The organism is Frigoribacterium sp. PvP054, from assembly GCF_040547465.1.
Taxonomy (GTDB): domain Bacteria; phylum Actinomycetota; class Actinomycetes; order Actinomycetales; family Microbacteriaceae; genus Frigoribacterium.
On sequence record NZ_JBEPPU010000001.1, the window covers coordinates 536,691 to 556,588 of the forward strand.

Sequence of the window (19,898 nt, forward strand, 5' to 3'; positions counted from 1 at the left end):
ACTCGCGCCGAGACCAGGAGAGCCCCACCGGTCGTGCCGGTGGGGCTCTCCTCGTGGCGTCGGCGCCGGACGGCGACGACGGGTCAGTTCGTGTTGGCCTGCAGCCAGGGGTACGGGTCGACGGGGACGCCACCGATGACGATCTCGAAGTGCAGGTGGGCCCCGGTGCTGTTGCCCGTGCTGCCGACCTTGCCGATGATGGTGCCGACCGTGACGGTCTGGCCCTCGGTGACCTCGACCGAGCCCGTCTGCATGTGCGCGTAGACGCTCGTGACCTTCTGGCCGTTGACGACGTGCTCGATCCAGACGTTGTTGCCCAGGGCGCCGGAGGGGCCGCCGACCTTGCTGACGACGCCGTCGGCGATCGACTGGATCGGCGAACCGGCACCGGGGACGAAGTCGAGCCCCTGGTGGAAGGTCGAGCAGAAGCCGCAGTTCGCGACCTGGCGGGCACCGAAGCCGCTGCTGATCGGCACGCCGGTCTGGAAGGGCCACTGGACGGTGCCGTCGACGTCGTTCGAGAAGGTGCTGGCACTGGTCGACGCGTACTCGGTGACGGCCTTCATCTCGGTGACCGAGTACCCGTCGCGCGAGACGCCGGCGTCGGCGTCGGCGGCCGTCGAGGCGGTCGCCGTGTAGCTCTGCGAGTCGGTGGCCTTCTTGGCGGCCGTCTGGGTCGGGGTGTCGACGAAGAACGCGTTGGCGGGCACGGACGTGGCCACCAGCATCGACCCCGCGAAGAGCATGGCGCCCACGACGGTGACGCGCTTCGTGGTCTTCCGGAAGGTCGCTCCGGCGGTGCGGGGTGCACGGCCGGCGGAGCCAGGGCCCGGGGTCGGGCGGACGGCCCGGGCGGCACGCAGACGCCGCGTGGCGGTCGGGCGTGCGGTGGACTCGGCGGCCCGGCGGGCGGCACGACGCGGCGAGAGGGGCTCGGAGGTGGCAGCCCCGCCGGTGGTGACCGCGACGGGCTCCGCCTCGACGACGGACTCGGTCGCGACCGACGGGGCGACGGACTCGGCGACGACCGTCGGGGCGGCGGGCACGGCGGCCGCGGCACGGCGCTCGGCCTCGCGGGCCTCACGACGGGTCAGGTACACGGGAGCGGCGGGCACGGGGGTCTCGGTCGGAACGGCACGCGTCGACACGGCGGCCACGAGGTCGTCGGTGGCGCGACGCGACGGGGTTCCGTCGCCGTCGGGCTCGGCGATCTGCTGGTACTTCGTCACGGGTGATGGGTCCTCGGGGTGCTCGGGATCAGACGGTGGGTGCACCGTCGTCTTCACGGCCGTTGCCGGTGATCTGCGGCTGCCACGCGACGCTCGTCATCGGGAGGACGGGCGCCGACAGGCTCATCACGCGATGATCACGGATCAGTAACGACCTTACAAGGGTAGCCGGTCGGTGAAGGGATGGCTACCCGCGTTCGGGTGCCAGGGTGGCGACTGCCAGGTGGTACTCAGTATTTCACGAGGGTCACGGGCGCCGACGGGCGTCTCGCTCCGGGGTCAGATGCCCGCCTCGACGACCAGGGCGGCGAGCTCGACGGCTATGGACGGGGCCGCGACGAAGGTCAGCGACTCGCTGGGTGCCTGGCCGACCTCGCCGCGGACGACAGCCCCTGCCTCGGCTGCCACGAGCGCCCCGGCGGCGTGGTCCCAGGGCTTCAGCCCGCGCTCGACGTAGGCGTCGACCCGGCCGGCCGCCACGGCGCACAGGTCGAGCGAGGCCGCCCCGAGGCGCCTCAGGTCGCGGACGCGCCCGACGACCCGGACCAGCGCCTCCGCGTGCTCCACCCGACGGGCCGCGTCGTACGAGAAGCCCGTGGCGAGCATCGTCTGCTCGAGCGACGCCGGCTCGGCCACCGCGAGGCGCCTGCCGTCGAGCCACGCGCCTCCGTCGACCGACGCCGTGAACGTCTCGCCCGACGTCGGGTTGACGACGACCCCGGCGAGCGCGCGCCAGGTGAGCGGATCGGGGCCGCCCTCGACGACCGCGATGCTGACGGCCCACTGGGGGATGCCGTAGACGAAGTTGACGGTGCCGTCGATCGGGTCGACGACCCAGGTGAGACCGGTGGTCGACGCGTCGGGGGCCCCTTCTTCGCCGAAGAAGCCGTCGCCGGGCCGCAGGACGGCCAGGCGGTCTCGTACGAAGGACTCGACCTCACGGTCGGTGTGGGTGACGACGTCGACCGTGCTGCTCTTGGTCTCGGCGACCTCGACTCCCTCGGCTCGACGACGGGCCGCGAGGTCGGCGGCGTCACGGGCGACCGAGACCGCGATCTCGAGCAACTCGGCGGGGGACGGGACGACGGGCACGGGGCCTCCTGGAGGGTCAGGTGCCCGGAAACGCAAGAACGGACTCGACGAGCGAGTCCGTTCTTAAGGGGCAACCGTGGCAAGTGAGGGATTCGAACCCCCGAAGGCTACGCCGGCTGATTTACAGTCAGATCCCTTTGGCCGCTTGGGTAACTTGCCATGCACGCCCAGCCCGTGTGATCACCGACCGGAGGCGCCAGACAAATATACAGCCTCTCGGGCCTCCGCTCGACCACACCCACCCGCCCGCCCCGCAGGACGGTTCGCGACGGCCGGTCGGCTACTGCACGGCGGAGGTGAGGCGGGCGACGTTGTCGAGCACCTTCGAGCGGAAGGGGCGGGCGAGCCAGTCGTCGAGGAAGAGCTCGCGGCTCGACTCGCGGTAGGACTGCTCGACCTCGCGCAGCCGCGAGACGAACTCGCGCCCCCGCACCATGATCGAGATCTCGAGGTTGAGGCTGAACGACCGCATGTCCATGTTGCTCGAGCCGATGACGGCGACCTCGTCGTCGATCGAGAAGTGCTTGGCGTGCAGCACGGTCGGCGAGCGGTAGAGGAAGATGCGGACCCCCGAGCGCAGCAGTGCCTCGTAGTACGAGCGCTGAGCGTGGTAGACGACGGGTTGGTCGCCGATCTCGCTGACGAAGAGCTGCACCTCGAGGCCACGCTGGGCCGCCGTCGTGATCGCGTAGAGCATGGACTCGTCGGGCACGAAGTACGGGCTGGTGACGATGATGCGTTCTTGGGCGCTGTAGAGCAGCGAGTTGAAGAGCCTCAGGTTGTTCTCGCCGTCGAAGCCCGGCCCGCTCGGCACCACCTGGCAGTCGATCGTGTCGAGCCGGTCGGCGGTGTGGACGGGGTCGGTCTCACGCAGCAGCAGCTCGTCGGTCTCGCTGTACCAGTCCGTGACGAACAGCGCGTTGATGCCGGCGACGATCGGCCCCTCGAACCGGACCATGAAGTCCTTCCATTCGAGACCACGTCGCTTGTTCTTGCGCTTCTGGTAGCTCTTGTCGACCATGTTCTGCGACCCGGTGAACGCGACGCGCCCGTCGATGACGAGCAGCTTGCGGTGGTTGCGCAGGTCGGGCCGCTGGTACTTGCCGCGCAGGGGCAGCACGGGCAGCATGAGCTGCCACTCGACGCCCATCGCGTCCAGCCTCCGCCGCGCCTTGCGGTACCCCGGGTACCCCCGGCTGGCGATGTGGTCCATCAGCAGGCGCACCGTGACGCCCCGGCGTCGGGCGTTCTCGAGCGCCAGGAAGAACGGCTCGGTCGTGCGGTCGAGGCTCGTGATGTAGAACTCGGCGTGGACGTAGCGGTGCGCCCCGTCGACCGCCTCGACCATGGCCGCCATCGACTCGTCGTAGTCGGTGTGCATCCGGCCGGTGTTGCCGCCCACGAGTGGCATCGCGCCGAGGGTGCGGTTCAGTTCGACCACCGAGTCGAGCCAGGCCGGCCACGGGTGGTCGCGCTTGACGCGCTCCATGCCCTCGGTGGTCTCGATGATGTACTTGTTGATCTCGCTCTGCTTCTCGCGGCGCCGTGCGGGCAGCTTGGTGCTGCCGATCAGCAGGAACAGCACGAAGCCGACGTAGGGGATCAAGAAGATCGCGAGCAGCCACGCGGTCGCCGTCTGCGGCCGACGGTTGATCGGCACGTAGACGATGGCGAACACGCGGATCGCGATGTCGAGGACGATGCCGAGCACGGCGATCGTCGGCGCCACCCAGGTGGGTTCGACCATGGAGGGTACCTCGGCCCCGCTCTCGCCGCGCGGCTAGCGGAAGTTCACGAACTGGAGGTCGACGTCGAGGTCGGCCGCCTTCAGCAGTGCCATGGTCGCCTGCAGGTCGTCGCGGCTCTTCGACTGGACGCGCAACTCGTCGCCCTGGATCTGGCTCTTGACGCTCTTGGGCCCCTCGTCGCGGATGATCTTGCCGATCTTCTTGGCGGCGTCCTGCTCGATGCCCTGCTTGAGCGAGGCCTCGATGCGGTACTCCTTGCCGCTGGGGAAGGGCTCGCCCACGTCGAGGTGCTTGAGGCTGATGCTGCGCTTGATGAACTTCGACTCGAGCACGTCGAGCACGGCCTTGACGCGCTCTTCGGTGCTGGCCTTGAGCAGCAGCTTCTCGCCGCTCCAGTCGACCGAGGCCCCCACGCCCTTGAAGTCGTAGCGCTGCTCGATCTCTTTCTGGGCCTGGTGGAGGGCGTTGTCGGCCTCCATCTTGTCGACCTTGCTGACCACGTCGAAGGAACTGTCTGCCATGCCGACCAGCTTACCGACGACCACCGAGCTCGGTGACGCCAGCGCGCCTCCTCGGTCTCGTCGTCGGGAGGACGACCGGCCGAGGAGGCGCGCCGACGGTGGTCGAGGACGTCAGGCCGGCGTCGACTCCGCCTCGACGGCCCTCGACACGCGGACCATCTCGTCGCGCTCGACGACCTTGACCCGCGCCCGCTCGTGTTCGTGCGACGCGCCGAGGCCGATCTCGTGCTCGTCGAGCCGGTGCCAGCCCTCGAGGTCGGTGTACTCGACGCCCCGCGACTCGAGCAGCGCCGGGACGGCCTCGTCGGACGGGTCCTCGGGCTGCCACCAGCTGGCCTGGTCGTTGATGAGGTGCTTGACGGTCTCCATCGCGTCGCTCTTGGTGTGTCCGATGAGGCCCACCGGCCCGCGCTTGATCCACCCCGTGGCGTAGACGCCGGGGACGATCTGGTTGTCGTCGTCCATGACCTGGCCCTCGTGGTTCGGGATCACGCCTCGACGCTCGTCGAACGGGATGCCGTCGAGCGGCGAGCCGAAGTAGCCGACGGCCCGGTAGATCGCCTGGATCGGCACGTCGCGCAGCTCGCCGGTGCCCTCGACGCCGCCCTGCCCGTCGGGACGGGTGCGTTCGTAGCGGAAGGCCGCCACGCGTCCCTCGGCGTCGCCGACGACCTCGACGGGCTTGGCGTAGAAGTGCAGGTGCAGGCGGCGGGAGGCCGTGCCGACCTCGCGCTGACGCCACTGGTTCAGCACCTTGTCGATGACGAAGACCTGCTTGTTCGTCGCGATGGCGGTCTTCGAGGCCTCGTCGTGGTCGAAGTCCTCGTCGTAGACGATCATGTCGACGTCGCGCACCTCGCCGAGCTCGCGCAGCTCGAGCGGGGTGAACTTCACCTGGGCCGGACCACGGCGGCCGAAGACGTGGACGTCGGTGATCGACGACTGCTTGAGCCCCTCGTAGACGTTGTCGGGGATCTCGGTCGGCAGCAGGTCGTCCGCGTGCTTGGCGAGGATGCGCGAGACGTCGAGGGCGACGTTGCCGACGCCGACGACGGCGACCGAGGTCGCGTCGAGCGGCCAGGTGCGGGGGAAGTCGGGGTGGCCGTCGAACCAGCTGACGAAGTCGGCGGCGCCGTAGCTGCCCTCGAGGTCGATGCCCGGGATGTCGAGGTCGGCGTCCTTGATGGCCCCCGTCGAGAAGATCACCGCGTTGTAGTGCTTGCGCAGGTCGTCGAGGCCGATGTCGACGCCGTAGCGGACGTTGCCGAAGACGCGGATGTCGCCGCTGTCGAGCACGTCGCGGAGGGCGTTGACGATGCCCTTGATGCGCGGGTGGTCGGGCGCCACGCCGTAGCGCACCAGGCCGTAGGGGGCCGGCAGCTGCTCGAACAGGTCGATGGAGACGTCGAAGGCCTTCTCGGCCTTGGCCAGGATGTCGGCGGCGTAGATGCCGGCCGGGCCGGCGCCGACGATGGCCAGTCGCAAGGTGGTCACGGTTGCTCCCTAGGTCTGGGGTGGCTCGGCGGGGCCGGCCGGTTGGACGATGGTGCTCGGGGTCGAGCGGGACGAGGAGGCGCGGCGCCGGTCAGGCGGACCGCTCGACCACGCGGTCGGCGAAGCGGGTGAGCGCCTTCTTGACCGGGCCGTCGGGCAGGGGCGACAGCGCCTCGAGCGCCTCGCGGGCCCACCGGTGCGCCTCGACGCGGGTGCGTTCGGTGACGTCGTGCTCTCGGACGCGCCTCACGAGGTCGGCGAAGTCGGCGTCGAGGTGTGACGTCTCGTGGGCGAGGTCTGCCGCCGGCACCCCGTCGGCCGTCGGCTCGCGGTCGGACCGCTGGGCCGCCGCCCGCGTCGCGTCGACGATGCGGTCGATCTCGTTCAGCAGCGACGACGCCTCGAGGTCGGTCCTGGCCAGCTCGCGGAGGTACAGGACGGGCAGGGTGACGACGCCCGCGCGCAGGTCGGTGCCGGCCTTCTTGCCGGTCTCGGCGGGCTGGTCGGAGAGGTCGATGACGTCGTCGATCAACTGGAACGCGATGCCGATCTTCTCGCCGAACTCGGCGACGGGGGCCAGGTACTCGCGCGGGGCCCCGCTGAACATCACCCCGGCACGGGCGGCCGTCGAGATCAGCGACCCCGTCTTGTCGGCGAGGACGTCGAGGTAGTGCACGATCGGGTCGTCGCCGTCGCGGGGGCCGACGGTCTCGTGCAGCTGACCGAGGCACAGGCGCTCGAAGGTCTCGGCCTGCAGCAGGATGGCCTCTTGGCCGAGCCCCGAGACGATCGTGCTGGCCCGGGCGAACAGCAGGTCGCCCGCCAGGATGGCGACGTTGTTGCCCCACACGGTCTGGGCGCTGGGGACGCCACGACGCATCTGCGCCTCGTCCATGACGTCGTCGTGGTAGAGCGAGGCGAGGTGGGTGATCTCGGTGGCCTGGGCCGAGGCCACGATGCCCGGCGTCGCCCCGTCGCCCAACTGGGCGATGAGCAGCGTCAGCGTGGGCCGGACGCGCTTGCCGCCCGCCGCGAGCAGGTACCGCGTGGTGGCGTCGGCGATGTCGTCGGCGAAGGCGATCTCACGCAGCAGTCCTTCTTCGACGAGCTCGAGCCCGTCGTCGACGGCCGCCACGAAGCGGCGCTCGGTCGGCGTGGCGAACAGCTTCTCGCCGAGGCCGAGCGACCGGCCCAACGAGTTGCGCTGCGCGGGAGGCGCCCCCGCGTTCACGAGGTGGCCCGCTTCGAACGCGAGGAGGCGCGCGCGGCACCCTGCGCCGGCTTGCGTCCGCGGTGCAGGGCGACGATGCCCAGGCTGAGGTCGCGGTGGGCGACCCGGGTGAAGCCCGCGCCGCGGATCCACTGGCTGAGCACCTGCTGCTCCGGCCACTGCTCGATCGACTCGGCGAGGTACGAGTAGGCCGGGCCGTTGCTGCTGGTGAGCTTGGCGATGAGCGGCATGCCGTACTTGAGGTACGCGCGGTAGGCCACCCGCAGCAGACCGAACGGGGGCGTCGAGAACTCGCAGACGACGAGTCGGCCGCCGGGCTTGAGCACCCGGTTCATCTCGGCGAGGGCCACCTTCGGCCGGTTGACGTTGCGCAGGCCGAACGAGATGGTGACGGCGTCGAAGGTGTCGTCGTCGAACGGCAGCGACTCGGCGTTGCCCTCGACGAACTCGAGCTCGGGGTGGCGTTCGCGGCCGACCTCGACCATGCCCTTCGAGAAGTCGAGCGCGACGACCTCGGCGCCGCGCTGGGCGATGGCCGCCGAGCTCGTGCCGGTGCCCGCCGCGATGTCGAGCACCTTGTCGGCCGGGCCCGCGCCGATCGCCTTGACGGTGGCGATGCGCCACAGCACCGCGTTGCCCGCCGAGAGCACGTCGTTCGTGCGGTCGTAGTGGCGCGCGACGCCGTCGAACATCGAGGCGACCTCGTCGGGTTGCTTGTTCATGTCGGCCTTGGTCACGATGGTCGATCCTACCGTCTAGCACTGGGGGTGTCCCGAGTAGGGTCGACGGGTGAACTCCCCCGCGTTCAGCGCTCCGTCCCTCGCCGTCCGCACCACCCGCATCGACCACATCAGCCCCCTCCTCGACGTCGTCGACCGGGCCCGTCCCTTGGTCTTCGTCCGCGGCGGCGCGGGCATGGCGGGCATCGGCGAGGCCCTGCGACTCGAGTTCTCCGGCCCCCACCGCATGACCGAGGCGGCCGACGCCTGGCGTGCCGTCGCCGCCGCGGCCACCGTCGACGACGAGGTGGGCGTCCCGGGCTCCGGGCTGGTCGCCTTCGGCTCGTTCGCCTTCGACGACGAGTCCGCCGAGAAGAGCGTCCTGATCGTCCCCCGCATCGTGATCGGGCGTCGTGACGGCGTCGCGTGGATCACGCGGGTCGACGGGGCCGAGCTGCCCGCCGGGAAGCCGGTCGGCGCCTCCGTCCGGCTCTCCCTGGTCGACGGGGCCCTCGGCGCCGACGACTACGCACGGGCCGTGGCCGGGGCGGTGCGCGCCATCGACGACGGCCGCGTCAGCAAGGTCGTCCTCGCACGCGACCTCGTCGGCACCCTCCCGGCCGAGGCCGACCTCCGCCTCGTCGCGGCCACCCTGTTGACCGCCTACCCCGACTGCTACGCCTTCGCGGTCGACGGGTTGATCGGAGCCAGCCCCGAGACGCTCGTCAAGTCCGAACGCGGCGTGGTGTCGGCCCGCGTGCTCGCGGGCAGCGCCGCCCGGGGCGTCGACGCGGTGACCGACGAGCACGCCGCGCTGGCCCTCGCGACGTCGCCCAAAGACCTGGACGAGCACGCGTTCGCGCTCCGCAGCCTGCTGCTGTCGCTCGGGCCCCACGCCCGCGACGTGGTGACCGGCGAACAGCCGTTCACCCTGCGGCTGCCCAACCTCTGGCACCTCGCCAGCGACGTGCGCGGCCGCCTCACCGACGGCTCGAGCTCGCTCGACCTCATCGCGTCGCTGCACCCGACGGCGGCCGTGGCCGGCACCCCGACGACGGAGGCGCTGGCCCTGATCCGAGAACTCGAACCGTTCGACCGCGGCCGCTACGCCGGGCCGGTCGGCTGGGTGGGGGCCGACGGCGACGGCGAATGGGCGATCGCCCTCCGCTGCGCGCAGGTCGACCCGGACGGCTCGGTGCGGGCGTTCGCCGGCGCCGGCGTCGTCGCCGAGTCGGTGCCCGAGCGCGAGGTGGCCGAGACCGCCATGAAGTTCCGCCCCGTGGTCGACGCCTTCAGCCGATGACCGCCCCGGCGACGTCGTGGTCGCGCCCGGTCGCCCTCGTCGTGGCGGCGGCCTTCTTCATGGAGAACCTCGACGCGACGATCCTGTCGACGGCCACCGCGACGATCGCCGACGACTTCGGCGTGCAGCCCGCGCAGCTCGGGCTGGCCGTCACGGGCTACCTCGTCGCGGTCGCGGCGTTCATCCCGTTGGGGGCCTGGCTCGCGGAGCGCTGGGGTGCCCGCCCGGTGTTCCTCGGCGCGGTCGTGCTCTTCACTCTCGCCTCGGTGGCCTGTGCGGCGAGCACCGACCTCGTCGCCCTGACCACGTCGCGTGTGGTGCAGGGCTTCGCCGGCAGCATGATGGTGCCCATCGGGCGGCTGATCGTGCTGCGCAGCACCGAGAAGTCCGAACTGATCCGGGCCATCGCGTACCTCACCTGGCCCGCGCTCGTCGCCCCGGTCGTCGCCCCGCTGATCGGCGGCCTGCTGACCGAGCACCTCGGCTGGCAGTGGGTGTTCCTCGTCAACGTGCCGGTCGGCGTGGCCCTGCTCGTCGCGGCCTGGCGGGTCGTCCCCTCCCCCGAGGTCGGCGACCGCCAACCGCTCGACCTGGTCGGCCTGACGCTCGTCGCCGGGTCGATCGTGTCGCTCGTGCTCGCCTTCGAGCTGCTCGGCGAACCCACGACGCTCGTGCCCGGCGCGCTGCTCGCCGCCGCCGCGGTCGTGCTCGGCGCCGGCGCGGTGCGGTGGTTCCGTCGGGCGGCGCACCCCCTGCTCGACCTCGCGGCGTTCCGCATCGGGTCGTTCCGCGTGACGAACCTCAGCGGCTCGCTCTACCGGGCCGTGGTCAACGGCATCCCGTTCGTCGTGCCGCTGCTGCTGCAGGACGGCTTCGGCTGGTCGCCCGTCGAGGCCGGCCTGATGCTCATGTGGGTCTTCGTCGGCAACCTCGCGGTCAAGCCCTTCACGACCCCGCTGCTGCACCGCTTCCGCATCGTGCCGATCGTCGTCGTCGCGACCGTCGCCCTCGCGGCGACCTTCGTCGCGACCGCCCTGGTCCGGCCCGACACGTCACCGGTGGTCGTGGCGGGCGTGCTGCTGCTGAGCGGCGTCTTCCGGTCGGTCGGCTTCACGGCCTACAACACGTTGCAGTTCGCCGACGTCCCGGCACCGATGATCGGCCCCGCCAACGCGATCGCCTCGATCACGAGCCAGCTCGCCGTCGGGCTCGGCGTCGCCGCCACCGCCCTCGCCGTCCGCGTGGCCGACGTCGTCGCCTCGGCCGACGGACGGGCGTCCGCGGCGACCGGGTACCAGGCCGCGCTGATCGTGCTGGCCGCGCTGGCCCTGCTCAGCGTCGTCGAGGGGCTCCGGCTGCCCAGGGGGACGGGCGACGCGGTGCGGACCCGCGCCTCCTAGGCCCGCCCGCGGTCGGGCGTCGCCCTACGACGTCGCGAGCTTGGTCTTCTCGAGCTCGACGTCGAACTGCGCGGCCGGCCACTCGAGGCCGCGCGACGAGAGCGCGTCGACGAGCAGCTTCTGGACGGCCACCCGGGCGTACCACTTGCGGTCGGCGGGGACGACGAACCACGGCGCGGTCTCGGTCGAGGTCCGGCGGATCGCCGTCTCGTAGGCCTCCTGGTAGTCGTCCCAGACGAGGCGCTCCTCGAGGTCGCCGGGGTTGTATTTCCAGTGCTTCTCGGGGCGGTCGAGGCGGTCGGCGAGGCGCTCCTTCTGCTCGGCGGACGAGATGTGCAGCATGACCTTGACCAGCGTCGTGCCGTTCGCGACGAGCTCGTCCTCGAAGGCCACGATGTCGAGGTAGCGCTGCTCGATCTCCTCCGGCGGGGCGAGGCGCCGCACCTTGCCGATCAGGACGTCCTCGTAGTGCGACCGGTCGAAGACGCCGATCATGCCGGGGCCGGGCAGCTCGCGTCGCACCCGCCAGAGGAAGTCGTGCGCGAGCTCGTCGGGCGTCGGCGCCTTGAACGCGTGGTGCGCCACTCCCTGCGGGTCGACCGCCCCGACGACGTGCCGCACGATGCCCCCCTTGCCGGCCGTGTCGGTCGCCTGGAGGACGAGCAGGACGTTGCCCGTGCTGCCTCCGCTGCGGCTCTGGGCGAACAGCTTCTCCTGCAGCTCGCCGAGGGTCTCGCGCCCCGACTCGAGCACCTGCTGCGAATACGACTTGTCGCCCGTGAAGCCGGGGGTCGACGAGGTGTCGACGTCGGCGAGGACGAAGCCCTCGCCTGCTCGGAGGGACTGGGAGGGCGGGGTCGTCCACGTCTTGGCCATGCCCCCGACCCTACGACCGGGCACGGAGAACCGCCCCGTCGTGGGGCGGACGGTCAGCGAGCGAGCGGCACCTCGACCAGCACCGGGCCGTCGTACCGGGCCACGAGCGCGCGGTCGAGTTCAGCCCGGGTGGCCGCCTCGACGTGCCGCCAGCCGTACGCGCGGGCGAGCGAGGGCAGGTCGACGTCGTGCGGGGTGAACTGCACGCGCGTCATGGCCTCGGCCGAGGCCGTCGACGCCACCTCGAGCCCGTCGAAGATCGTGCCGCCGCCGTCGTTGCCGACGACCACCTGCAGCCGCGGCCGCGTCTCGCCGAGGCCCGCCAGCAACGAACCGACGTCGTGCAGCAGGGTCAGGTCTCCGACGAGGACGCGCGTCGTGCCCGCGGCGGGATCGTCGCGCTGACTGGCGAGGGCGATGCCGGTCGCGGTGGCGATCGTGCCGTCGATGCCCGCCAGGCCCCGGTTGGCGTGGACGGGGATCTTCTTGCCCGGCACGACCTGGTCGAGTTCGCGGATCAGCCGCGACGCCCCGAGCACGAGCCGGTCGTGCGGCCAGCTCACCCGCCAGAGGGCCTCGGCCAGGGCGCGACGCGTGACCGGCCTCCGCAGCAGCTGCACCTCTCGACGGAGGAACTCCGCGCGCTCGGCGGCCTCGGTGCGGTCGACCGACCCGTCGTCGTCGGCGCCGACCTCGGCCCGCCCGCCGTCGGCCCCGTCCGCGACCTCGGCCGCGGCCTCGAGCAGTCGGCGTCCCGTGTGCACCCAGCGACCGACCCAGGCCCGGTGGGCGGGGTCGTCCGCCGAACCGGCCGCCGAGGAGGCGCGGGTCACCTCGACGGCCTCGACGACGCGTGCCGAGCGACTCGGGTCGTAGGCCTCGGCCCCGGCTGCGCGGACGACGACGACCTCGACGCCGTCACGCGTGAGCAGGGCGGGGACCTGACGACTGAGCGTCGGGTGCCCGAACACGACCACGCGGCGGACGCGACCGCCGAAGTCGGTGTCGTCGAGGAGCGCCCGGTAGGACGGCACGAGGTGTGGGCCGAACCGTGCGCCGCTGGACACCTCGGCCACGAGCGGGGCACCGAGCGACCGTGCCAGCGACTCGGCGTCCGGGCCGGCCGCGTGGCCGGCGACGACCAGGGTCGCGGGCTCGACGTCGACCTCGACCGGGGTCGGTGCCGCCGGCGGCGGAGGCCGGACGGGCTCGGGCCGGGCGGGAGGCAGGGTCTGCTCGCCCGACGAGAGGGGCTCGCGGAACGCCACGTTGACCTGGACGGGCCCCCGTGACCGCGCGAGCGCGCCGTGCGAGTCGCCGCCCAGGGCCTCGGCCACCGCGTCGCGGGCCAGGGCCCGGACGGCCTCGTGGTCGACCGGACCGGTGCGGGGCGCCTCGACGTCCCGCACCCAGCCGACGGCCGTCGCGAACAGGCCCGGCTGGACGGTGGTCTGGTTCGACCCGATGCCGCGCATCTCGACCGGACGGTCGGCACTGAGCACGATCAACGGCACGCCAGAGTGGTGGGCCTCGAGGACGGCGGGGTGGAGGTTGGCCACGGCGGTGCCCGACGTGGTGACGACGACGCTCGGCACACCCGTCTCGGCGGCGAGGCCGAGGGCGAGGAATCCACCCGACCGCTCGTCGATGCGGACGTGGAGCGTCAGGCGTCCCGCAGCCTCGAACTCGGCCGCCGCCAGGGCGAGCGCCTGGCTGCGTGACCCGGGGCTGAGGACGACGTCGCGGACGCCCGCGTCGACCAGGGCCCCGAGCAGCGACAGGGCGTACTCGGTCGAGGGGCTGGCCACTTACTGCTTGCCGGTCTTGTCGTCGTTGTCGAGGTCGAGCAGCTCTTGCTCGAGTCGACGGATGCGCTCGTCGGTCGTCTCGCGGTCGAGATCGCTCGTCGTGCGCCAGGTGGTGCCCGAGAACTCGGGGTCGTCGTCGGGTGCGACGGTGCGCTGCGCCGCCGGACGACCGCTCTTGCGGGCCCGGCCGAGCACGAACCACAGCACGGCCCCGATGACGGGCAGCACGACGATGATGACGGCCCAGAGGGGCTTGTTCAGAGCCCGGAACCGCGAGGCGTCGGCGAACAGGCAGTCGATGAGCGCGAAGATGACGAACGCCGCCGCGGCGACGATGCCCACGATGAAGAGCCTGACCATGAGCTGATCCTAGGTCTCGATCCGGTGCAACGCCTGATGGTGGCGCGGCCGTTGCCGAGCTGTGACGTGGGGTGCGCAGCGACGCCGCACCGCGCCTCCCGGGCGGGGGACGCCGGGCCGGTGCCGGGTGCCCGCCGCGCGGCGGGCGCACACCCGACGGACCGTAGACTCCTCGTCGTGAAACCCTGGCTCAAGTACTCGATCGTCCGCCTCGGCCTGTTCGCGGTCGTGCTGGGCGTCCTGCTCGTGCTGCGGTTCGACCCGCTGTGGGCGACGCTGATCGCCGCGGTGGTCGGCTTCTGCGTCTCGTACCTGTTCTTCGCCCCGCTGCGGCGACGCGTCGCACTCGACCTCGCCGAGCGTCGATCGCGCCCGGCCCGTCTCGACGACGACTCGGCCGCCGAGGACGAGGCCATCGCCGACGACGAGGCCGACACGGGACGCAACCGCTAGGACGACCCGGCGCGGGCGCTAGAAGAAGAGCGCGGCCGACAGCGCCAAGGCCCAGACCAGGGCCGACAGCGACGACAGCTGCAGGGCGAGGATCAGTTCACGGGGCGTCCTGCCCGTGACGCCGATGACCGCTGCCGGCACGGCGACGATCAACGTGAAGTAGACGTAGGGCGCGTGCAGGTAGAGGAACGCGAAGTACACCAGGATGATGAACGGCAGCAGCAGGAACAGCGCGTACAGCGCCCGGGCCACCGGGTCGCCCACGACGACCGCGAGGGTGCGCTTGCCGGCCGCCGTGTCTTGCGGGATGTCGCGCACGTTGTTGACCATCAGCACGGCGCAGGCGAAGAGTCCGGCGGCGATGCCCGCCACCCAGGCGTCGAAGGGGAACTCGCGCAGCTGCACGAAGGTCGTGCCCACGGTGGCGACGAGCCCGAAGAAGACGAAGACGAACAGCTCGCCGAGGGCGTTGTAGCCGTAGGGCCGCTTGCCCCCCGTGTAGAACCACGCGGCGACCACGGCCGCGGCACCCACCGCGAGCAGCCACCAGATCTGCGTGATCACGACGACGACGACGCCGGCCACGGCCGCGAGTGCGAAGAAGGCCAGGGCGACCCGCAGCACGGTCTTCGGCCGGACGCTGCCCGACCCGGTCAGGCGCGACGGACCCACGCGGAAGTCGTCGGTGCCCCGGATGCCGTCGGAGTAGTCGTTCGAGTAGTTGACGCCGATCTGCAAGAAGACGGCGACCGCCAGGCAGAGCAGCGCGAGGGTGAGGTCCCAGCCTCCGTTCGCTCGGGCGACGCCGGTGCCGAGGGCGACCGGCGCGATGCCGAGGGGCAGGGTGCGCAGCCGGGCGCCACCGATCCAGTCGCGGGCGGTCACCCGGCGCACCGGCTGCCTGCCGGGTCGTCCACCGGGTCGGCCGCCGGGACGGCCCTTGCGCTGGGGGGTCGAGGTCTTCGTCTTCGCCACGACCCGAGTCTAGTTCGCAGCGGGCTAGCAGCTTGCCGCGAGGCCGGCCACCAACCGCGTCAGCCCGACGCGGTCCGGCTTGCCGCTGGCCAACGAGGGCAGCGTCTCGACGCGCACGATGCGGTCGGGTGCCGCGGCACGACCCGCGACGGACGCCACGATCGCGCGCAGCGCCGACAGCTCGTCGTCCGCCGGCGGCCCGAGGGGGGACGACGCAGGAGGCGCGGCGTCGGTCACCACGACGGGCACCTCGCCCCACCGGGCGTGCGTCGCACGGACGACGACGGCGTCGCTCCACCCCGGCTGCTCGCGCACGACCCGCTCGACCACGCCCAGCGACACCTTCTCGCCCCCCGAGACGATCACGTCGTCCAACCGTCCGGTCACGGTGAGGACGCCGTCGGAGACCGTGCCCGCGTCGCCCGTGCGGTACCAGCGACGGCCGTCACGGGTGACGAAGGCGGACGCGGTCCGCTCGGGGTCGTCGAGGTACCCCTCGGCGAGCGACGGTCCGCCCAGTTCGACCTGCCCGTCGACGACCTCGACGTGCGTCCGACCGACCGGCACGCCGTCATAGACGCACCCCCCGCTCGTCTCGCTCGACCCGTACGTGCGCACGACCGTCACGCCGACCCGACGGGCCCGTTCGACGAGGGCGACCGGCGTGGCCTGCCCGCCGACGAGCACGGCGTCGAACCGGCGCAGCACGTCGGCGACGGCCGGGTCGGCCTCGGCCGCGTCGAGGGCGACCGCGAGCTGCGCGGGCACGAGCGACGAGTACCGCACGGGGTGCTCGAGACCGGCAGCGGCCTCGACGAAGGCCCGGACGTCGAAGTGCCCGGGGGCGAGCAGGGCGGGTTCGGTGCCCGCGGTGATCGACCGGACCAGCACGTTGAGGCCTGCGACGTAGTGCGCCGGGAGGGCCAGCACCCACCGGCCCGGCCCGGCCAGCGCGCCGTCGGCCGCGGCGGCTCCCGCGAGCACCGCGTCGGACGACAGGGCGACGCGCTTCGGGCGACCACTCGACCCGCTGGTCTCGACGACGAGCGACACGGCCTGCGGCACCACGCGCGGCAGGTCGGCGGGCACGTGGTCGTCGGTCCGGGGAGCGACGGCCGGGCCGCCCTCGAGCGCGACCCGGAGCGCGTCGAGCACGGCACCGGGGTCACGGGCGTCGACGGCGACCAGGGGGCGGGTCACGAGCCGCGCCTCCGTCAGTACTGCCAGGGGAAGGGCGACCAGTCGGGCGCGCGCTTCTCGAGGAACGAGTCACGACCCTCGACGGCCTCGTCGGTGCCGTAGGCGAGACGGGTCGCCTCGCCCGCGAACACCTGCTGGCCGACGATGCCGTCGTCGGTGGCGTTGAAGGCGAACTTCAGCATGCGGATGGCCGTCGGCGACTTCGTGAGGACGGTGCGCGCCATGCCGAGCGCCTCGCGTTCGAGGTCGGCGTGCGGCACGACGCGGTTGACGGCGCCCATCTCGTAGGCGCGGTCGGCGCTGTACTCCTCGGCGAGGAAGAACACCTCGCGCGCGAACTTCTGGCCGATCTGCTTCGCGAAGTAGGCGCTGCCGTAGCCGGCGTCGAACGAGCCGACGTCGGCGTCGGTCTGCTTGAAGCGGCCGTGCTCGCGGCTCGCGATCGTCAGGTCGCAGACGACGTGCAACGAGTGCCCGCCCCCGGCCGCCCAACCGGGCACCACGGCGATGACGACCTTGGGCATGAAGCGGATCAGCCTCTGCACCTCGAGGATGTGCAGACGACCCGCGGACGCCGGGTCGGGCACGTTCGCCCGGTCGCCCTCGGCCTTGTAACCGTCGCGACCCCGGATGCGCTGGTCGCCCCCGCTGCAGAAGGCCCAGCCGCCGTCCTTCTCGCTGGGGCCGTTGCCGGTCAACAGGACGACGCCGATGCGGCTGTCCATGCGGGCGTGGTCGAGCACGCGGTACAACTCGTCGACGGTGTGCGGCCGGAAGGCGTTGCGCACCTCGGGTCGGTCGAAGGCCACCCGGGCCACCCGGCCGTCGAGGCTGTGGTGGTACGTGACGTCGGTCAGGGCGTCGAAGCCGTCGACCCCCCGCCACTCGGTCGGATCGAACAGGTCGGACACCTCGGAAGCCATGCCGCCAGCCTACCGACGGGGGTCGGGTCAGACCGTCGAGACGAACTGCCCGATCAGCCGGACGAGCACGAACGGGTTGGCCAGCACGCTGAGCAGCAGCGCTGCCACGCCCCACCAGCGACCGCGGCGCATGGCGACGGCGATCAGCGCCACGACGCCGACGACGATCGAGGCCAGCAGCGTGACGAGCGCGAGCACGGCCGCCGGCCCGACGACGTCGGCCGCGAGCAGGCCCAGCGCGAGGCCGTCGAGGGCGAGCAGCACGAGGGCGAGCACGAAGGTGACGACGCCCAACCGGCGGCTGCGGGGCGGCGTGGCCGCCTCGTCGTGACCGGGGCCGTCGAACACCCCGAGGCCGTCGACGTCGGGCCCGGCGGCGGCGACGCCGTCGGCCGGGCCGTCGGCTGGGCGCACGGGCTCTCGGGCGGGCTCGGGTTCGCGGTCGACCATGACGCACGACCTTACCGGGGCCGCCGGTGCGACACTGAGCGGATGCCGACCGCCGACCACCCCCCGCTCGCCGCAGCCACGCCGTCCGCCCTGCCTCCCCTGGCCGAACTGGTCGACGGGGCCCACGTCGTGCGCCTGCCCCTGCGCACGCGCTTCCGCGGGCTCGACGAGCGCGAGGCCCTGCTGGTCGAGGGCCCGTCCGGCTGGACCGAGTTCAGCCCCTTCGTCGAGTACGGCCCTGGCGAGGCCGCCGCCTGGCTCGCGGCCACGATCGACTTCGGCTGGGGTCGGCTGCCGTCGACGGGCACCCACCGGGTGGCCGTCAACGCGACCCTGCCCGCCGTCGAGGCCGACCGCGTGCCCGAGGTGCTCTCGCGGTACCGCGGCTGCCGCACGGTGAAGGTGAAGGTGGCCGAACGCGGTCAGACGCTCGCCGACGACGTCGCCCGCGTCGCCGCGGCACGCGAATGGGTCGGGCCCGACGGCCGCGTGCGCGTCGACGCCAACGGCGGCTGGACGGTCCGAGAGGCCGAGGAGGCGCTGGTCGGCCTGGCCCCGTTCGACCTGGAGTACGCGGAACAGCCCTGCGCCACCGTCCCCGAGCTCGCCGAGCTGCGACGTCGCGTCGCCGGCCTCGGCATCCCCGTCGCCGCGGACGAGAGCGTCCGGAAGGCCGACGACCCGCTGGCCGTGGCCCGGGCCGGTGCCGCGGACCTGCTCGTCGTCAAGGCCCAGCCCCTCGGCGGGATCACCGCCGCCCTGGCGATCGTCGCCGCGGCGGGACTGCCGGTCGTCGTCTCGAGCGCCATCGACACGTCGGTCGGACTCAGCATGGGGGCACACCTCGCCGCCTCCGTGCCCCACCTGCACCACGACTGCGGTCTGGGGACGGCCGCGCTGCTCGGGGCGGACGTCACCCGCGAACCGCTGCTGCCGGTCGACGGTGCCGTCGAGGTGCGCCGGGTCGACGTCGACGTCGACCTGCTGCGCCGTCACGCCGTGGACGACGACCGGCGCGAGGCGTGGCTGGGTCGGCTGCGCGCCTCCTACGCCGTCCTCGCCGGCTGACGCCGGGTCAGGACTCGAGCCCGCCGCGCGGGCCGGTCACAGGCCCGAGTAGGCGTGCAGGCCCTTGAAGAAGACGTTGACGACCGAGAAGTTGAACATCACTGCGGCGAAGCCGATGATCGACAACCACGACGAGCGCGCTCCTCGCCACCCGCGGGTCGCCCGCGCGTGGATGTACCCGGCGTAGAGCACCCAGATGATGAAGGTCCAGACCTCTTTGGTGTCCCAGCCCCAGTAACGACCCCAGGCCCGCTCGGCCCAGATGGCGCCGGCGATGAGGGTGAAGGTCCAGAGGACGAAGCCGACCAGGGCGATGCGGTAGGCGAGGTCCTCGAGTCGCTCGGCCCCGGGCAGGGTGTCCATGAAGCGCAGGCCCGCGAGCTTGGCCTGTTCGCGCTTCGTCTGCACGAGCTGGGCGGCCGACAGCCCGGCGGCGATGGCGAAGAACGCCGTGCCGAGGATGGCGACGAAGACGTGGATGACCAACCAGGCCGACTGCAGCGCCGGCGGCAGCGGCGAGACGGCCACGTAGTAGTTGACCGTGCCGATCGCCAGGAGCACGAGGTTCAGGCCCATGACGTACGCGCCGAGGAACCGCAGGTTCACCACGAACTGCACGGCGAGGTAGACCCCGACGATGATGGCCGTGCCGGTGAGCGAGAACTCGAACATGTTGGCCCACGGCACGCGGCCGGCGGCGAGTCCGCGCAGGACGACCGAGGCGACGTGCACGACGAAGCCGAGCAGCATCATCGCGATGGCGACGCGTTCGAAGCTCGAGGCCTTGGCCGGGGCGTCCGTCGGAGCCGCGGTCGACGCACCCGATCCGCCGGAGGGACGGTCCAGGACGACGGTGCTGCCGCCGGCGCCCGATCGCGAGACGGTGGCCGTCGCGAGTGCCTCGGCCTTCGCGGCACGGGCCGCCGCCTGCTGGGCGTCACCGGACCGCTTCGCCAGGTCGAGGGCGAAGGCCACGAACGAGATCGTGTAGATGGCCATCGCCGAGTAGACGGCGACGAGCGAGTAGTAGGCGAGGTCGGCGGTCATG

19 protein-coding genes and 1 tRNA gene are annotated in these 19,898 nt (G+C 72.3%); 4 read left to right on the forward strand and 16 right to left on the reverse strand.

Features of this window, described 5'->3' with window-relative positions; translation table 11 throughout:
* Window positions 1-83 precede the first annotated feature (83 nt).
* The 8 genes from ABID81_RS02440 to ubiE form a co-directional block, all read right to left on the reverse strand.
* Window positions 84-1,229: a M23 family metallopeptidase gene (locus tag ABID81_RS02440; RefSeq protein WP_354593233.1), complete on the reverse strand. Its 1,146-nt coding sequence runs from the start codon at window positions 1,227-1,229 to the stop codon at window positions 84-86.
* Window positions 1,230-1,508: 279 nt separating this feature from the next.
* Complete coding sequence (locus tag ABID81_RS02445; RefSeq protein WP_354593234.1) at window positions 1,509-2,321, reverse strand: inositol monophosphatase family protein; 813 nt, start codon at window positions 2,319-2,321, stop codon at window positions 1,509-1,511.
* 77 nt (window positions 2,322-2,398) lie between these two features.
* A tRNA-Tyr gene (locus ABID81_RS02450) sits at window positions 2,399-2,480 on the reverse strand.
* Between the two features lie 121 nt (window positions 2,481-2,601).
* Entirely contained in the window at window positions 2,602-4,068 is a 1,467-nt protein-coding gene (gene cls / locus ABID81_RS02455) for a cardiolipin synthase (RefSeq protein ID WP_354593235.1), read from the reverse strand.
* A 33-nt stretch (window positions 4,069-4,101) separates the two neighbouring features.
* The gene (locus ABID81_RS02460) at window positions 4,102-4,590 is read right to left on the reverse strand and encodes a YajQ family cyclic di-GMP-binding protein (protein ID WP_354593236.1); all 489 of its coding nucleotides are present in this window, start codon (window positions 4,588-4,590) and stop codon (window positions 4,102-4,104) included.
* 111 nt (window positions 4,591-4,701) lie between these two features.
* The gene (locus ABID81_RS02465) at window positions 4,702-6,084 is read right to left on the reverse strand and encodes an FAD-dependent oxidoreductase (protein ID WP_354593237.1); all 1,383 of its coding nucleotides are present in this window, start codon (window positions 6,082-6,084) and stop codon (window positions 4,702-4,704) included.
* Between the two features lie 91 nt (window positions 6,085-6,175).
* On the reverse strand, window positions 6,176-7,315 hold the full coding sequence (locus ABID81_RS02470; protein ID WP_354593238.1) for a polyprenyl synthetase family protein: 1,140 nt from the start codon (window positions 7,313-7,315) through the stop codon (window positions 6,176-6,178).
* Complete coding sequence (gene ubiE, locus ABID81_RS02475; RefSeq protein ID WP_354593239.1) at window positions 7,312-8,052, reverse strand: bifunctional demethylmenaquinone methyltransferase/2-methoxy-6-polyprenyl-1,4-benzoquinol methylase UbiE; 741 nt, start codon at window positions 8,050-8,052, stop codon at window positions 7,312-7,314. Before ubiE ends, ABID81_RS02470 begins: the two co-directional genes overlap by 4 nt.
* Before the next feature lie 52 nt (window positions 8,053-8,104).
* Here ubiE and ABID81_RS02480 point away from each other — a divergent pair, with 52 nt between their 5' ends.
* Both ABID81_RS02480 and ABID81_RS02485 read left to right on the forward strand, forming a co-directional pair.
* Window positions 8,105-9,337 carry an isochorismate synthase gene (locus tag ABID81_RS02480; protein WP_354593240.1) on the forward strand — a complete coding sequence of 411 codons (1,233 nt, stop codon included), beginning with the start codon at window positions 8,105-8,107 and terminating at the stop codon, window positions 9,335-9,337.
* Window positions 9,334-10,737 (forward strand): MFS transporter, encoded by a 1,404-nt coding sequence (locus tag ABID81_RS02485; protein ID WP_354593241.1) that lies wholly within the window; start codon window positions 9,334-9,336, stop codon window positions 10,735-10,737. The genes ABID81_RS02480 and ABID81_RS02485 overlap by 4 nt, the downstream gene beginning before the upstream one ends.
* A gap of 24 nt (window positions 10,738-10,761) precedes the next feature.
* On the opposite strand, the gene ABID81_RS02490 is transcribed toward ABID81_RS02485, so the two are convergent.
* Genes ABID81_RS02490 through ABID81_RS02500 form a run of 3 tightly spaced genes read right to left on the reverse strand, consistent with a single transcriptional unit; the run spans window position 10,762 to window position 13,781 of the window.
* Window positions 10,762-11,613 (reverse strand): PPK2 family polyphosphate kinase, encoded by an 852-nt coding sequence (locus tag ABID81_RS02490; RefSeq protein ID WP_354593242.1) that lies wholly within the window; start codon window positions 11,611-11,613, stop codon window positions 10,762-10,764.
* 53 nt (window positions 11,614-11,666) lie between these two features.
* Window positions 11,667-13,421 carry a 2-succinyl-5-enolpyruvyl-6-hydroxy-3-cyclohexene-1-carboxylic-acid synthase gene (gene menD / locus ABID81_RS02495; protein WP_354593243.1) on the reverse strand — a complete coding sequence of 585 codons (1,755 nt, stop codon included), beginning with the start codon at window positions 13,419-13,421 and terminating at the stop codon, window positions 11,667-11,669.
* On the reverse strand, window positions 13,422-13,781 hold the full coding sequence (locus ABID81_RS02500; RefSeq protein ID WP_354593244.1) for a PLD nuclease N-terminal domain-containing protein: 360 nt from the start codon (window positions 13,779-13,781) through the stop codon (window positions 13,422-13,424).
* A 177-nt stretch (window positions 13,782-13,958) separates the two neighbouring features.
* On the opposite strand from ABID81_RS02500, the gene ABID81_RS02505 reads away from it, so the two are divergent.
* The gene (locus tag ABID81_RS02505; protein ID WP_354593245.1) at window positions 13,959-14,234 is read left to right on the forward strand and encodes a DUF4229 domain-containing protein; all 276 of its coding nucleotides are present in this window, start codon (window positions 13,959-13,961) and stop codon (window positions 14,232-14,234) included.
* A gap of 18 nt (window positions 14,235-14,252) precedes the next feature.
* On the opposite strand, the gene ABID81_RS02510 is transcribed toward ABID81_RS02505, so the two are convergent.
* Genes ABID81_RS02510 through ABID81_RS02525 form a run of 4 tightly spaced genes read right to left on the reverse strand, consistent with a single transcriptional unit; the run spans window position 14,253 to window position 17,782 of the window.
* A complete protein-coding gene (locus ABID81_RS02510; protein WP_502915168.1) occupies window positions 14,253-15,209 on the reverse strand; it encodes a 1,4-dihydroxy-2-naphthoate polyprenyltransferase in 957 nt (318 codons plus the stop codon).
* A gap of 24 nt (window positions 15,210-15,233) precedes the next feature.
* Window positions 15,234-16,409: an AMP-binding protein gene (locus ABID81_RS02515; protein ID WP_354593246.1), complete on the reverse strand. Its 1,176-nt coding sequence runs from the start codon at window positions 16,407-16,409 to the stop codon at window positions 15,234-15,236.
* A 14-nt stretch (window positions 16,410-16,423) separates the two neighbouring features.
* Window positions 16,424-17,332, reverse strand: a complete 909-nt coding sequence (locus ABID81_RS02520; RefSeq protein ID WP_354593247.1) for a 1,4-dihydroxy-2-naphthoyl-CoA synthase — start codon at window positions 17,330-17,332, stop codon at window positions 16,424-16,426.
* Window positions 17,333-17,359: 27 nt separating this feature from the next.
* The gene (locus tag ABID81_RS02525; RefSeq protein ID WP_354593248.1) at window positions 17,360-17,782 is read right to left on the reverse strand and encodes a hypothetical protein; all 423 of its coding nucleotides are present in this window, start codon (window positions 17,780-17,782) and stop codon (window positions 17,360-17,362) included.
* Between the two features lie 42 nt (window positions 17,783-17,824).
* Here ABID81_RS02525 and ABID81_RS02530 point away from each other — a divergent pair, with 42 nt between their 5' ends.
* Window positions 17,825-18,850, forward strand: a complete 1,026-nt coding sequence (locus ABID81_RS02530; RefSeq protein WP_354593249.1) for an o-succinylbenzoate synthase — start codon at window positions 17,825-17,827, stop codon at window positions 18,848-18,850.
* A 36-nt stretch (window positions 18,851-18,886) separates the two neighbouring features.
* Here ABID81_RS02530 and ccsB read toward each other — a convergent pair whose 3' ends face one another.
* On the reverse strand, window positions 18,887-19,897 hold the full coding sequence (gene ccsB / locus ABID81_RS02535; protein WP_354593250.1) for a c-type cytochrome biogenesis protein CcsB: 1,011 nt from the start codon (window positions 19,895-19,897) through the stop codon (window positions 18,887-18,889).
* Window position 19,898: the final 1 nt, after the last annotated feature.